General features: G+C 66.7%; 12 protein-coding genes. 8 read left to right on the top strand and 4 right to left on the bottom strand.

Going from position 1 to position 12785, the window contains the following annotated elements; all coding sequences use genetic code 11:
- Window positions 1-40: 40 nt before the first annotated feature.
- Together ACIP1U_RS03645 and ACIP1U_RS03640 are read right to left on the bottom strand one after the other, a co-directional pair.
- On the bottom strand, window positions 41-310 hold the full coding sequence (locus ACIP1U_RS03645; RefSeq protein ID WP_400311907.1) for a hypothetical protein: 270 nt from the start codon (window positions 308-310) through the stop codon (window positions 41-43).
- Between the two features lie 49 nt (window positions 311-359).
- On the bottom strand, window positions 360-629 hold the full coding sequence (locus ACIP1U_RS03640; protein ID WP_400311904.1) for a hypothetical protein: 270 nt from the start codon (window positions 627-629) through the stop codon (window positions 360-362).
- 426 nt (window positions 630-1055) lie between these two features.
- Here ACIP1U_RS03640 and ACIP1U_RS03635 point away from each other — a divergent pair, with 426 nt between their 5' ends.
- The gene (locus tag ACIP1U_RS03635) at window positions 1056-3092 is read left to right on the top strand and encodes a protein kinase (RefSeq protein ID WP_400311902.1); all 2037 of its coding nucleotides are present in this window, start codon (window positions 1056-1058) and stop codon (window positions 3090-3092) included.
- Between the two features lie 49 nt (window positions 3093-3141).
- Here ACIP1U_RS03635 and ACIP1U_RS03630 read toward each other — a convergent pair whose 3' ends face one another.
- Window positions 3142-4242, bottom strand: a complete 1101-nt coding sequence (locus ACIP1U_RS03630) for a formylglycine-generating enzyme family protein (RefSeq protein ID WP_400312813.1) — start codon at window positions 4240-4242, stop codon at window positions 3142-3144.
- Window positions 4243-4641: 399 nt separating this feature from the next.
- On the opposite strand from ACIP1U_RS03630, the gene ACIP1U_RS03625 reads away from it, so the two are divergent.
- Together ACIP1U_RS03625 and ACIP1U_RS03620 are read left to right on the top strand one after the other, a co-directional pair.
- Window positions 4642-5067, top strand: a complete 426-nt coding sequence (locus tag ACIP1U_RS03625; protein ID WP_133093055.1) for a DUF4399 domain-containing protein — start codon at window positions 4642-4644, stop codon at window positions 5065-5067.
- A gap of 40 nt (window positions 5068-5107) precedes the next feature.
- Window positions 5108-5536, top strand: coding sequence for a DUF4399 domain-containing protein (locus tag ACIP1U_RS03620; protein ID WP_342912231.1), 429 nt, complete (start codon window positions 5108-5110; stop codon window positions 5534-5536).
- Window positions 5537-5731: 195 nt separating this feature from the next.
- Here the strand turns inward: ACIP1U_RS03620 and ACIP1U_RS03615 are convergent, their stop codons facing one another.
- Window positions 5732-6046 carry a hypothetical protein gene (locus ACIP1U_RS03615; RefSeq protein ID WP_400311898.1) on the bottom strand — a complete coding sequence of 105 codons (315 nt, stop codon included), beginning with the start codon at window positions 6044-6046 and terminating at the stop codon, window positions 5732-5734.
- 124 nt (window positions 6047-6170) lie between these two features.
- On the opposite strand from ACIP1U_RS03615, the gene ACIP1U_RS03610 reads away from it, so the two are divergent.
- From ACIP1U_RS03610 to ACIP1U_RS03590, 5 genes are all read left to right on the top strand, one after another.
- Window positions 6171-6440 carry a hypothetical protein gene (locus tag ACIP1U_RS03610; RefSeq protein ID WP_400311895.1) on the top strand — a complete coding sequence of 90 codons (270 nt, stop codon included), beginning with the start codon at window positions 6171-6173 and terminating at the stop codon, window positions 6438-6440.
- Between the two features lie 53 nt (window positions 6441-6493).
- Entirely contained in the window at window positions 6494-6763 is a 270-nt protein-coding gene (locus ACIP1U_RS03605; RefSeq protein WP_400311892.1) for a hypothetical protein, read from the top strand.
- 236 nt (window positions 6764-6999) lie between these two features.
- The gene (locus tag ACIP1U_RS03600) at window positions 7000-8427 is read left to right on the top strand and encodes an efflux transporter outer membrane subunit (RefSeq protein ID WP_400312811.1); all 1428 of its coding nucleotides are present in this window, start codon (window positions 7000-7002) and stop codon (window positions 8425-8427) included.
- Between the two features lie 262 nt (window positions 8428-8689).
- Window positions 8690-11332, top strand: a complete 2643-nt coding sequence (locus ACIP1U_RS03595) for an FHA domain-containing protein (protein WP_400311890.1) — start codon at window positions 8690-8692, stop codon at window positions 11330-11332.
- Window positions 11329-12708 (top strand): HlyD family efflux transporter periplasmic adaptor subunit, encoded by a 1380-nt coding sequence (locus ACIP1U_RS03590; protein ID WP_400311887.1) that lies wholly within the window; start codon window positions 11329-11331, stop codon window positions 12706-12708. Before ACIP1U_RS03595 ends, ACIP1U_RS03590 begins: the two co-directional genes overlap by 4 nt.
- Window positions 12709-12785 lie beyond the last annotated feature (77 nt).

Below are 12785 nucleotides of genomic sequence, written 5' to 3'. Positions count from 1 at the left end.
ATGTCCACAAGTCCCACCGCGCGCCGCGGCCGTGGCTGGATCAGCCGTAGATGTTGTTGGTGGCGTTCTGGTTGGTGTGCACGTTGGACTTGACGTGATCCAGGAAGGCCGAGCCGTTGCCATTCAGGTTGGTGACGGACTGCATCTGCGCGATCGACTGCTTGGCGTCGATGCTGTTGTCGAACGCCAGCTTGATCGGCGCATAGACGGCGGCGAAGGGCAGGTAGGACAGGCCGCCGCGCACGGCGTGCATGCGCTTGCTGTCGAGGGTTTCGGCGGCGGACAGGTCTTTGATGGTCAGCGTGGTCATGATCGTTCTCCGGGTATCGGTATGTGCGTGGGCAGCTATGGCGCGGGGCTCAGCCGTAGATGTTGTTGGTGGCGTTCTGGTTGGTGTGGACGTTCGACTTGACGTGGTCCAGGAACGCGGAGCCGTTGCCGTTCAGATTGGTGACGGACTGCATCTGCGCGATTTCCTGCACGGCGGTGATGCTGCTGTCGAACGACAGCTTCAGCGGGCTGTACACCGCGGCGTACGGCATGTAGGTCATGCCGCCGCGCACGGCTTGCATGCCCTTGCGGTCCAGGGTTTCGGCGGAGGACAGGTCCTTGATGGTCAGCGTGGTCATGATGGTCTCCAATGGCGGAAGGTATTGCGTTTGGGTTTGGATTCGAGCATCGGGTTGGTGTCGCGCTCGGTTGGGATATCGCAGGGAGCGTGCCAGCGCTGCGGCAGGCTGCGCGCGCCGCGCGCAAATGCCTGAAAACAAGGGGTTTTTGACGGGCATGTCGGCTTGCCGGCACCGGCCGCGTGCGCAATTGCGGCGCCGTGGATGGCGGTGCCGGGCCAACACCCGTGGCGCCGGTGTTGGCCCGGCAGTGACAGTCGGCGCCGATCGCGGCCGACGCACGCTGACGCCGCATGCGCACGGCGATGCGTGCCGGCAGCGCAGCGCAAGCGCACGGATTGCGCATGCCATGGGTGCGCACTAGTATCCATCGAAGACAGGGCAATTTCGCACTGCACACAGCGCGGGCAACCCTGCCCGAAAACCATGTCAGGGCGAGCCGTGGCCAGTCTTAAAGACCTGATCCGCAAGTTCCAGAACGGCGGTCTGTCCGACGACGAATTCGTTGCGTCGTTCGAGACGGCACTGGCCCAGGACCCCACTTCGCCCAGCCAGGCGGCGCGCGTGGTGATCGAGGAAAACACGCGCTTTCCGTTCCCGCCCGCGGTCTATGCCGAAGTGATGCGGCGCATCGAGCGCCGCAGCGCTACCCAGTACGAGGGCGCTACCGAAGCCACGCGCATGGGGCCGCAGACAGGTTCGCTCTACGCGACCTCGCCCGAGGCCGGCACGCTGCCGCCGGCGGCGCATGCCAAGGGCGTGGGCGATACGCTGAACGGCCGCTTCGTGCTGGAAGAGTGCCTGGGCGTGGGCGGCATGGGCACGGTGTACAAGGCGCTCGACCTGCGCAAGCTGGAAGCGTCTGACCGCAAGCCCTATATCGCCATCAAGGTGCTGAACCTGCAGTTCAGCGGCCATCCCAAGTCGCTGATCGCGCTGCAGCGCGAGGCGCGCAAGGCGCAGACGCTGGCGCACCGGAATATCGTTACCGTTTACGACTTTGACCGCGACGGGCCGGTGGTCTTCCTGACCATGGAATACCTGTCGGGCAACTCGCTCAACCATGTGCTGAAGGCTCCCGGCTTCAGCGGCATGCCGATGGCGCGCGCCATGCCCATCATCAACGGCATGGGCAACGCACTGGCCTATGCGCACGAGCGCGGCTTCGTGCACTGCGACTTCAAGCCCGCCAACGTGTTCCTGACCGACAACGGCGAGGTCAAGGTGATTGACTTTGGCATCGCGCGCGGCTTCCTGCCGCCGGCTGACGAGTCTGACCGCACCGTGTTCGATCCCGGCTCGCTGGGCGGCATGACGCCGGCGTATGCGAGCCCCGAGATGTTCGAGCACCGCGAGCCCGACCCGCGCGACGACATCTACGCGCTGGCCTGCGTGACGTACGAACTGATTACAGGCAGGCATCCGTACCAGCGCATGTCGGCCAACCAGGCGCGCGAAGCGGGCGTCAAGCCGCCGCAGCCGCCGCAGCTCAGCCGCACGCAATGGAAGACCATGCGCGAGGCACTGTCGCTGGATCGCGCCACGCGCACGCCAACCGTCGCGCGCTTCCTGCACGGCATGAGCGCGGTGCCGATGACCACGCCGTCGCAGCGCTCGCCCATGATGATCGGCGGTGTCGCCGCCGTGCTCGCCGGGGTGTCGGCAATCGGCTACTACGCCTGGCATGTGCAGCGGCAGCCTGCCACACCGCCCGCCGAGACGCGTGTGGAAGCGCCCGCCACGCCGCGCGCGCCGCCGCCGGCGGAAGCGCCTGCGCCCGCGCGCCCCGCGGTGTTCTCCATGGCCGAGGTCACCAAGGCGCTCGCCGCCGTGCCGTGTTCGTTGCTCAGCGCCAGCGAGAAGGCCCATACGCTGCGCGTGCGCGGCTTCCTGGCCGAAAGCGTTGGACCCACGCGCTTGCGTGAGCAGTTGGCGGCGTTGCCCGGCGTGAAGGGCGTGACCGTCGAGACGCAGCCTTTTGCCGATGACAAGTGCGACGTGGCGAGGCTGGTTGCGCCGTACTGGTCCGGCAATCGCGAAGGCGACAGCGCCTCGTCGTTGCGGCTGCGCGGCAAGAGCTCGCAGCTCACCGATGGTTCGCCGCTGGTGCTGGAGCTGCGAACGCCGGCAAAGGAGTCGTATGTCTACGTCGACTACTTCGCGGCCGACGGCAAGGTCGCGCACATGGTGCCCAGCGCGCGGGTGCCGGCCCATCAGGCCCCGGCAGGCCACCAGGCGACGATCGGCGAGGGCGGTGCCTGGGTCGTGTCGGCTCCCTTCGGCACGGAGTTGGTGGTGCTGCTGACGACGCCGGTGCCGCTGTTCGAAGGACGCCGCGCTGAGGTGGAAGGGCGGCAGGATTACCTGCGCGCGCTGGAAAAGCCGCTGGCGCAGATGGCGCGCACCTATGGCAGCGACCGCATCAGCGCGGATGTAGTGCAGATATCGACGCGTCCGCGCTGACCGCGCGCACGCGCTGGCTTGCACTTCATGCCAGGCACTGTGCCACGCGCTATTTCATGTCGCGCGCAACGCGGAAGCCGTTCTGCGACTGCCGCACGCTCGGGCTGTACTTGAAGCGCGTGGAAGACACCATGTAGCTGGCTCCTTCGCGCCACGAGCCGCCGCGGATCACGCGCGAGCCGCAGGCATTCTCGTTCCAGGCGCGTCCGTCCGCGGGCGCGCCCTTGTACGAGCTGTGCCAGCAATCGGCCACCCATTCCCACACGCTGCCGTTGACGTCATGCAGCCCCCAGGGGTTGGCGGCGAACGAGCCCACCGGCGCCGGCGCATCGTTGCTCCACGGATCGCCGCATTCCTTGCAGTTGGCGTTGCCCTTGCGCATCTGGTCGCCCCACCAGAACGCGCTGGCAGTGCCACCGCGCGCCGCGTATTCCCATTCCGATTCGGTAGGCAGGCGGTAGCTCTTGCCGGTGGTCTTGCTCAGCCACTCCACGTACTGTTGCGCATCGTCCCAGCTGACATCGCGGACCGGTGAGTTCTTCGCGCTTTCAGCAATGGTTGGCACGCGCTGGCAGCCGCCGGCGTCGACACAGGCATTCCACTGCTCGACCGTGACTTCGAAGCGGCCGATCGCGAACGGCTGGCCGATGGTGACGTGGTGCGGTGGCTTCTCCGCCGGATCGCTGGCGCTACTGCCCATGGTGAAGCTGCCGGCCGGCAGCGCGATCAGCGCCGGGCATGTCGGGCAATCGCGAATTTCGCCGGCGCGGGCTGGCGGTGGCGCAACACTGACCGAGCCACCGGCAGCGGCGCCGGCCTTGGGTGCTGCCGCTGAAGGCGGGGCCGGAGCCGGAGCCGGAGCGGGCGCGGAACGGGCAGTGGAAGGTGCCGACGCAGCCGGCGCGCGCGAAACCTGCCCGCCTGAGGAAGTGCCAGGCCGTGGTGGCGGTGCCGGCTGTTGCTGTGCCTTCGGTGCAGGCGTAGGCGCTGGTGCCGACGCACGCAGGCGCTCAAGCCGTGACTTGGCCAGCACCGCGAAGCGCCCGTTGGGGTACTGCTTCAGGTAAGCCTCGTAGTCGGCGGCGTAGTTGCTGTTCTTGATCGATTCCCAGAAGCTGAGCTCGTACTGCTCGTCGGTATTCTTGGGCATGATGCCGGCCAGCAGCAGCGGATCCGCGGACGCGGCAGACGCTGCACCCATGGGAAGTGCAGTGGAGGCGAGAATCCCGGCCATCGCGGCCAGATGCACGACTGGTAGATTGCGCCACATCTTCACACCTCGTCGGACGGCAGCGAACCCGTTGCATGCCGGTACATGCCCTGCGGGCGCATTGTGGTGTCGCCGAGACCTTGACCGGCTTGCTTCAAGATAGCACAGCGCCTGTGCCCGGGCGAAGCATTGCAAAGCCGCCACGCTTCGCCGGGGTCGCATTTTCTGGGCTTGCGTCCTAACCTGAATGACGAATCGCCGAGCGCTGGCCAACAAGCAACAAGAATGGGCTGACGGGACAACGTGATCGGGTTTCGGGCAGATCTCCGGGGAGGGCGTATGTCCAGACGATTCCTGTTCCGCCTGGCGGCGGCTGCCGTGTTCGCCGCCGCGCCATCGCTGTCCCTGTCGACAGCCGCTCCACCCAATGCCGAGGCCTACATCATCTGGCCACACGACGGCACGGTAATCACCGGTGGCAAGTTCTGGGTGCGCATGGGACTGCGCAACATGGGCGTGTGTCCCAAGGGCATCGAACTGCCACGCTGCGGTCATCACCATTTGTTGATCGACGTGGAACTGCCGCCGCTGGACAAGGAAATCCCGAACGACCGGAACCACCTGCACTTCGGCGCGGGCGAGACCGATGCGCGCATCGAACTGCCGCCGGGAAAACACACCTTGCAGCTGCTGATGGGCGACGCCAAGCACATACCGTTCGAGCCGCCGATCTATTCGAAGAAAATCACGATCACCGTGCGCTAGCGTTGCGTGCGGCGTGGCACGGTCACCAGGGGAGAAGGTTATGTCCAGACTACTTGCTGCCGCTGCGCTGGCTGCCAGCGTGCTGGTATCGTTCGCGGCCCAGGGCGGTTCCACGCCGGCGCCGCCCAATGCCTATCTCTATATCGGGTGGCCCAATGACGGGCAGGTGATGCCTGCCGGCAAGCCGTTCAAGGTGTGGTTCGGATTGCGGAACATGGGCGTGGCGCCGAAGGATGTGAAGTATCCCAATACCGGGCACCACCACTTGCTGATCGACGTCGAGCTGCCGCCGATGGACAAGGAGATCCCGAACGACCGCAACCACCTGCATTTCGGCGCGGGCGAGACCGAGACCATGCTGGAGCTGCCGCCCGGCAAGCATACGTTGCAGCTGATCATGGGGGATGACAAACACATTCCCACCAATCCGCCGGTTTATTCGAAGCGGATCACGATCTATGTGAAGTGATTGGCGCAGGCTTTGCGCTTCTGTCGCTGGCGCTTGGCATCTGGCGGATATTTGATGCGCCCTGTTCCGCCCTAAAGGGCGGGTAACTTTTTGTCCGAGCGACAAAAAAGGTCACCAAAAAGCGCGTTTACTGCCCTGGGCGGGCGGCCACTCTTATCGTAGTGTGCCGCGGTCCTCGTACGGGGCTTCGCTTCCTCACAAAGCAGGGCTGCCTGCCGCCGTGGTGCGCCACGTTGGCTCGGGATTGACGCGGTTATTGAACGAGCCCAGATCTGTGCGTAGCCCCTGCTGCTGGCGGCAACGTAGGAACGCCTGCGGCTGCGCTGCGCGCCGGTCTCGGCCGAGTGCGCTGATCTTGCGCTTGCGGCGCCCATGCTCGCACTGTCGCGCGATTGCCGACACTTCAGTTCGATCTGTTGGGCTGGCCCCGTCTTTCTTTGAGCGGCGGTTGGCGGCAGGCGTACCAACCCGCTGGCGCAGGGCAAGAGAAAACCCCTTGTTTTCAGCCACTTACGCTCGGTCCTTTCACAGGCCGCCGCTCCTGGCACGCTCCCTGCGATATCCCAACCGAGCGCGACACCAACCCGATGCTCGAACCCAACCCAAGCAACACCATCCGCACCAGGAGCCCATCATGACCACGCTGACCATCAACGACCTGACCACCATCGACACCCTGGACCAGAAGCGCATGCACGCCGTCCGCGGCGGCTTCGCCTACGTGCCGTTCGTTGCCGCCTACATGCCGCTGAAGCTGTCGATCGACAAGAGCATCACCGCCACGCAGGAAATCGCCCAATTGCAGTCCGTCACCAACATGAACGGCAACGGCTCCGCGTTCCTGGACCACGTCAAGTCGAACGTCCACACCAACCAGAACGCCACCAACAACATCTACGGCTGAGCCACCCGCGCCATAGCTGCCCACGCACACTTACCGATATCCGGAGAACGATCATGACCACGCTGACCATCAAGGACCTGCCGGCCACCGAAACCCTCGACAGCAAGCGCATGCACGCCGTGCGCGGCGGTTTCAGCTACATGCCTTTCGCGGCGGTCTACGCCCCGATCAAGCTCAAGCTCGACAGCAGCATCACCGCCACGCAGGAAATCGCGCAGATGCAGTCTGTCACCAACCTGAATGGCAACGGCTCGGCCTTCCTTGACCATGTCCGTTCGCATGTGGATACCAACCAGAACGCCAGCAACAATATCTATCGTTGAGAAGCTTGTTGAGATGGCGCTGCGCCGCGAGGGCGTCCTCGCGGCGCGCTTTATGTGCCCATTCATGCCCGACTGCACCTGATTTCGCCTGATGCAGATCGGGGTTGGAGCGCGCGCCCGCGCGCACCACAATACAGACAGACATCCGTGGCCACGGCACGCCAGCGCGTCCCGCCCGCCGCGCACGCACGCAGGAAAGCACCGTGCCCGTATCCCTTACTGCCGCTTCCCGGGTCATGCCGACCCAAGCCTCGCGCCGCCTTGCCTGGCTCGCATCCGCCGCCTGCGCTGCGTTGCTGGCCGGCTGCGCCGATTTCCGGCCGCCGGTGTACCAGCGCCCGGAAACGCCGGCCAAGGCCGAATGGTCGCGCCAGGACTCGATCACGGTGTCGCCCAGGGAAGCGGTGCAGCCCAACTGGTGGCACAACTTCAACGACCCGTACCTGAACGGGCTGATCGACCAGGCACTGGCCGGCAATTACGACATCAAGGTGCTGGCCGCGCGCATCCGCGTGGCGAATGCGCAGATCGGCGAAGCACGTGCCGGCGGGCTGCCGGTGATCGATATCGGCGCCGGTGCGAGCTTCGAGAAAAGCACCGGGCAGAAGTCCACCTGGACCTACAACGCCGGTGCGCAGTTGAACTGGGATATCGATATCTGGGGCAAGGTCGAGAAGGGCGTGCAGGCGCAGACGGCAGAGTTCCGCGCCACCGAGGCTGACTGGCGCGCCGGCTACCTGACGCTGGTCTCCAATGTATCGACCACTTACTTCACGATCCTGCAGTTCGACGAGCAGATCGAGCAGCAGACGCGCACCGTCGCCAAGAACGGCCAGATCCTCACCACCTACCAGGCCATGTACCAGAACGGCCTGGTGCCCAAGATCCGCGTGATGCAGCAGCAGGCGGAAATCAACCGGCTCAACAAGGATCTGCTGGAGCTGCGCCGTTCGCGCGATGTGGCGGAGAACGCGCTGGCGACGCTGGTGGGCGTGCCCGCGGGCAACCTCAAGGTGCCGGCAGGACGCCTGCAAGACCGCGTGAAGCCGCCTAGCGTGCCGGCCGGCCTGCCGTCGCAGTTGCTGGCACGCCGGCCTGATATCGTCGCGGCCGAATATCGCGTGCTGGCGGCCTACAACATCGTCGGGCAGGCGCGGCTGGCGCAGCTGCCCAGCATCAGCCTGACCGCGCGCGGCGGCACCGCGAGCTTTGCGCTGAGCGACCTGCTCAAGTCCTTCACCTTCGGCTTCATGCCGAGCATCAACCTGCCCATGCTCGATCCCAGTGTGCGTGCGCGCGTGAAGACCACCGAGGCGCAGGTGGGCGTGGCGGAAAACGAATATGGCCGGGCCGTGATGACGGCGTTCGAAGAGGTGGAGAGCGCGCTGGTCAACGTCGATGCGCACAAGAAGCAGCGCGTCGAGCTGCAGCAGCAGGTCGAGCAGCTGCGCGTGGTCGCGGCGCAGATCGAGGCGCAGCTCAGGGAAGGAGTGGTCTCTCAACTCGAGGTGTTCGAGACCGAGCGCTCGCTGCTCAACGCCCAGCTGCAATTGTTGGCGGTCCACCAACAGATCCTGGCCGACACTGTCACGCTGTACAAGGCGCTTGGCGGCGGCTGGCCCGACACCGAAGTGCGCAACACGGCGGCCAGCCAGCCGCAATAGTGCACCCGCTGCCGCGCGGCGCGGGCCGGTGCCCGCGTCGTCCTTGTGCGCGGCGTGACGCATGCGTACGCAACGCGTTGCGCAAAGCCTTGCGTAGTGCGTGCCGCCCTTGTCTCTTTCCCCGTTCGACACCGTGAAAACACGCGCTTGCACGCGTGCCGCAGCCGATTGACTAGCCTAAGCCGTCGCCTACTATGTTCTTAGTCGCCTCATCCCCCTTGGCCAGCCGCCGCGGCAGCCGCGCTGTTGGCTCACTGGAAACATGGCTCCTGACGAAGCACTGATCATGGAAATGCCGGTGAAAATGGCCCAGGGGATCGCTGGGGAGTCGAGCCGGGATCTGGCAAGGGAATTCGATGTGTTCCTGACGCCGGTCTCGCGGCCGGACCTGGGCGAGATCCGCATCGACGAAGACCTGTTTCCGGTCGGCCGCACCGAGCTGCCATTCGCCGCCTATCCCGAAGACCTCGCGGCGCCGCTGTCGCGGCGCCATGCACGCATCTTTGCCGAGCACGGTGCGGTCTATGTCGCCGATCTGGGCAGCAAGAACGGCACCCGCGTGAATGGCGCGGCGGTGGCGCGGCAGCCAGCGCAGCTGCGCGATGGCGACGAGGTGGCGTTCGGCCCCGCGTTGTCGTTCCGCGTGCGGTTGTCGCCGCGCGCACCGCAGCCGGAGCCGCCGCGGGTCGCTTTGGCGCTGCTGCCGGAACGCAGCGATGTCGGACTGCAGCCGATCCATGTCGACGGCTTCCCGTACCTGATCAGCAAGGCCGACGATGCCTTTGCGCGCTATCGCGACAACTATCCGCAGCAGGTCAACTACCTGTCGCGCCGTCACGCGCATGTGTACCTGAAGGGCGGCGTGCCGTTCGTGGAAGACCTGGGCAGCACCAACGGCACCTTCGTCAACGGCAGCCGCCTGGCGGATCACGGCGTGCCGCTGGACAACGGCGACCGCATCGCGTTCGGCGGCAACCATTTCGTCTACAAGGCCGAGGTGCGCCGCGCCGGCGACGACGATGCCACCGCGACGCGGACCACGCTGGAGCCTGCCGCATCGGCGCCAGCGGCGCCAGTGTTGGCCGAACCGGCCACACACGACGAAGAGGACCGCACCACCTTTGTCGGCGCGGCCGATTCCTTCCTCGACATCTTCTGTGTCGACTACGCCTCGCACCAGGAAGACGAAGTCAACGCCGACGCCGAAGCCCAGGCCGCGGCCGCGACTGCCGCGCCTGACCGCGCGCATCCGCCGCGCGGGCGCGTCGCGCTGCTGCTGGCGGAGGCAGCGCGCAGCTTCGGCCTGGATGACGGCGCACGCCTGCGGCGCGCCACGCGCTGGGGCGGCGCGCTGTTGCTGCTGGCCGTGCTGGCCGGCGTGGCGCTTTACTGGCACGGCGCCGACGAGCGCGCGGTGCAGACGCTGCATGCGGCGGGCGACTATGCCGGCGCGGCGAAGGCTGCCGATGGCTATCTCGCAAGTCATCCCGACGACGCCGAGGTGCAAGTGCTCGGCACCGAAGCGCTGCTGCGCGCCTACGTACCCGGCTGGGTCGCGAAGCTCAAGGCCGGCGACTTCGGCGGTGCCGATGCCGCCCTCGCGCAGATGCGGCAGCTCAGCACGCATAACGCCGACGCCCGGCCGCTGGTCGCCGAACTCGAATGGATCGGCCGGCTCGAACGCTATGCCGCGCAGCGCGGCGCCGATGCGCCGATCCGCCTCTACACCGACGAAGCGCCGATCCGCCAGCTGCTGGCGCACTGGAACCAGGACACCATCGCGCACCAGCGCGCGCTGGGCCGCATCGCCGCCGACGTGCCGGCGTTCCGCGACCTTTATGCCGATGCGCTCAGCGACGTGCGCCGGCTGCAGAACGACGCGTCGGTCTACCTTGCGGCGATCGCGCGGCTCGACACCAGCATCGCCGCCGAACTTGGCCGCGACCGCCCCGAAGCGCTGCAGCCGCTGATCGCCGACTATCGCGAGAAATACCCGCGCCTGGCGGGCCTGGATCAGGTGCAGGCAGACCTGGACCGCTACACCGCGCTGCTGCAGGCCTTGCGCGCGCGCCGACCCGGCACGCTGGTGGCGCGGCTGGCCGACAGCCGCTTTGCCACGCCGCCGTTCCAGGCGCAGTTCGCGCAACTGGCACCGCGGCTGCCGCCGCCGGAGATGGCAACGCAGTACGCCAGCGCCGCCGGTGCATGGCAGAAGGGCGACAGCGACGCCGCCCTGGCAGGATTCAAGCAGATTCAAGGCGGTGCGTGGAGCGATGACCTCGCGCGCGACCTCGCGCACAAGCAGAAGGTGGCGGCGCAGTTTGCCGAGTTGCAGTCCGCGCGCGGCAGCAACGGTTATGAAGACCGCCTGCTCGGCTTCTACGCCATGCTCGACGCCGACGAGGACAAGTTTTTCGCCAATGCGGTGGAGGCCGATGTCAACAGCGTGCGCGACAGCGCGCTGCGGCGTGCGCGCGAGCTGATGGGCAGTGCCGTTGCCGCGTGGAAGCAATACCGCAGCAAGGGCGTGATTGGCAGCGAGCAGCGGCTCGAGCCCGGCATCTCACCCAAGTTCCGCGCGCAGGCCCGGCTGTTGTCGCAGGCGCAGGAAGATGCGCGCCAGGGCATGCGCATCTTTACGCAGCTGCGCGCCGGCGAAAGTGCGGACCTGGCGCAGCTGGCCAAGGTCGAGGAAGAGATTCGCGCCGAGGCCGACCAGCAACGCCATGCGCTGCGCGAATTGCGCACCGTGCTCGATCCCGCTGTCCTCAAGACCAAGCTCGAGCTGATCGGCGGCGAAGACAGCGGCAAGGTGCCCGCGGATGCCGCCCCGAGTGGCGCGGCCAATGCGACCGGTGCGACCGGTGCGACCCCCACGCCGCAGCAGCCAGCGAGGCAGCCATGAAGGACGATTCCCGCCAGGCCGGCCTGAAGCCGCTGTCCGAAGCGCTGGAAGACCACAGCGCCGAAGGCATCGGCCTGCTTACCGCTGAACCGTCGCGGCTCGGCATGCTTACCATCGTCACCACGTTTGCGCTGGTAGTGTGCGGGCTGGTGTGGTCCTTCGTCGGTCACGCCGACGTCATCGTTACCGCGCAAGGCACGCTGGCCCCGGAATCGGAAGTGCGCCGCTTCTATGCCCCCGTCGACGGCGAGCTGGCCGACCTGTACGTCGCCGAAGGCCAGCCGGTGTCCAAGGACGACGTGCTGGCGCGGCTGAATGCGCGCGGTGCGATCGAGGCCGCCGCCAATGCGCTGGAAGCGCAGCTCAAGCTGGAGGATTCCGAGCGCGAATGGAAGCAGTTCCCAGAGAAGAAGGCGCTGATGGAACGCCGCGCCAACGCGCTCAAGCAGCAGATCGACGTGGCCACGCGCCAGCACGAGAACCGCGTTTCCGAAGGCACCACGCGACTGGCCGAGGAACAGCGCGCACAGCTGCAGGAGGCGCGCAGCAACCTGGAAAACACCAGGCGTGCGCGCGAGTTCGCACGCCAGGAGCAGGACCGTTATGCGCGCCTGCTGGCGCTGCCCGGCGGCGGCGGCGTGTCGCAGTCGCAGCTCGATGCCAAGCGCGCCGCGGCGCAGGACGCCGAGAACAACCTGCGCGTGGCGCAGTCACGGCTGAGCGAACTCGATGCCCGCCTGTCCCGCGAGATGACACAAGCCAGCGCGCAGCTTGAAAGCAGCGGGCAGGACCTGGCCGGGCTGCGCGTGCAGTACGACGCCGCGATGCGGGAGATCGCCAGTACCGAGGACAAGCTGCGCCTGCAGGTGCAGACCGCACGGCTGGTGGCCGACGCTGCCGCTCGCATCCGCTTCGAGAATATCGACAAGGATAATTTCCTGCTGATCCTGGCGCCGGTGTCGGGCGTGATCACCGATGTCACCTCCACCCAGCGCGGCGACAAGGTGCAGGCCAATACGCCGCTGGGCGGGATCGCGCCGAAGGATGCACGCCCGGTGGTCAAGATCGTCATTGCCGAGCGCGACCGCGCCTTCCTGCGCGAAGGGTTGCTGGTCAAGCTCAAGTTCAGCGCTTTCCCGTACCAGCGCTACGGGATCATCGAAGGCACGCTGGAATTCATCTCGCCCGCGACCAAGCCGGGCCCCGACAAGCAGCCGGTCTACGAGGGCAGGGTGCGCCTCGCGCGCGACTACTACACCGTGGCCGACAACAAGTATCCGTTGCGCTATGGCATGACTGCCACGGCGGAGATCGTGGTGCGCGAGCGCCGCCTGATCGACCTGGGGCTCGACCCCTTCCGCGAGGTGGCGGGTTAACTGCCGGCAGCGCCGGCAGCCGGGGGATTACAGGAACAGCCGAGCTGGATGCCCGTGCGCGCGCATCGGGCCGTCAA

Source organism: Cupriavidus sp. NPDC089707 (assembly GCF_044748965.1).
In the GTDB taxonomy this organism is placed as follows: domain Bacteria; phylum Pseudomonadota; class Gammaproteobacteria; order Burkholderiales; family Burkholderiaceae; genus Cupriavidus.
This window is presented reverse-complemented; position numbering and strand designations above follow the sequence as displayed.

What these genes read in the sequence shown, in the direction of transcription:
- ACIP1U_RS03645 (WP_400311907.1), bottom strand. Translation starts at nt 310, where the DNA reads ATGACCACGCTGACCATCAAAGACCTGTCCGCCGCCGAAACCCTCGAC.
- ACIP1U_RS03640 (WP_400311904.1), bottom strand. Translation starts at nt 629, where the DNA reads ATGACCACGCTGACCATCAAGGACCTGTCCTCCGCCGAAACCCTGGAC.
- ACIP1U_RS03635 (WP_400311902.1), top strand. Translation starts at nt 1,056, where the DNA reads ATGTCAGGGCGAGCCGTGGCCAGTCTTAAAGACCTGATCCGCAAGTTC.
- ACIP1U_RS03630 (WP_400312813.1), bottom strand. Translation starts at nt 4,242, where the DNA reads ATGCCCAAGAATACCGACGAGCAGTACGAGCTCAGCTTCTGGGAATCG.
- ACIP1U_RS03625 (WP_133093055.1), top strand. Translation starts at nt 4,642, where the DNA reads ATGTCCAGACGATTCCTGTTCCGCCTGGCGGCGGCTGCCGTGTTCGCC.
- ACIP1U_RS03620 (WP_342912231.1), top strand. Translation starts at nt 5,108, where the DNA reads ATGTCCAGACTACTTGCTGCCGCTGCGCTGGCTGCCAGCGTGCTGGTA.
- ACIP1U_RS03610 (WP_400311895.1), top strand. Translation starts at nt 6,171, where the DNA reads ATGACCACGCTGACCATCAACGACCTGACCACCATCGACACCCTGGAC.
- ACIP1U_RS03605 (WP_400311892.1), top strand. Translation starts at nt 6,494, where the DNA reads ATGACCACGCTGACCATCAAGGACCTGCCGGCCACCGAAACCCTCGAC.
- ACIP1U_RS03600 (WP_400312811.1), top strand. Translation starts at nt 7,000, where the DNA reads ATGCCGACCCAAGCCTCGCGCCGCCTTGCCTGGCTCGCATCCGCCGCC.
- ACIP1U_RS03595 (WP_400311890.1), top strand. Translation starts at nt 8,690, where the DNA reads ATGGCTCCTGACGAAGCACTGATCATGGAAATGCCGGTGAAAATGGCC.
- ACIP1U_RS03590 (WP_400311887.1), top strand. Translation starts at nt 11,329, where the DNA reads ATGAAGGACGATTCCCGCCAGGCCGGCCTGAAGCCGCTGTCCGAAGCG.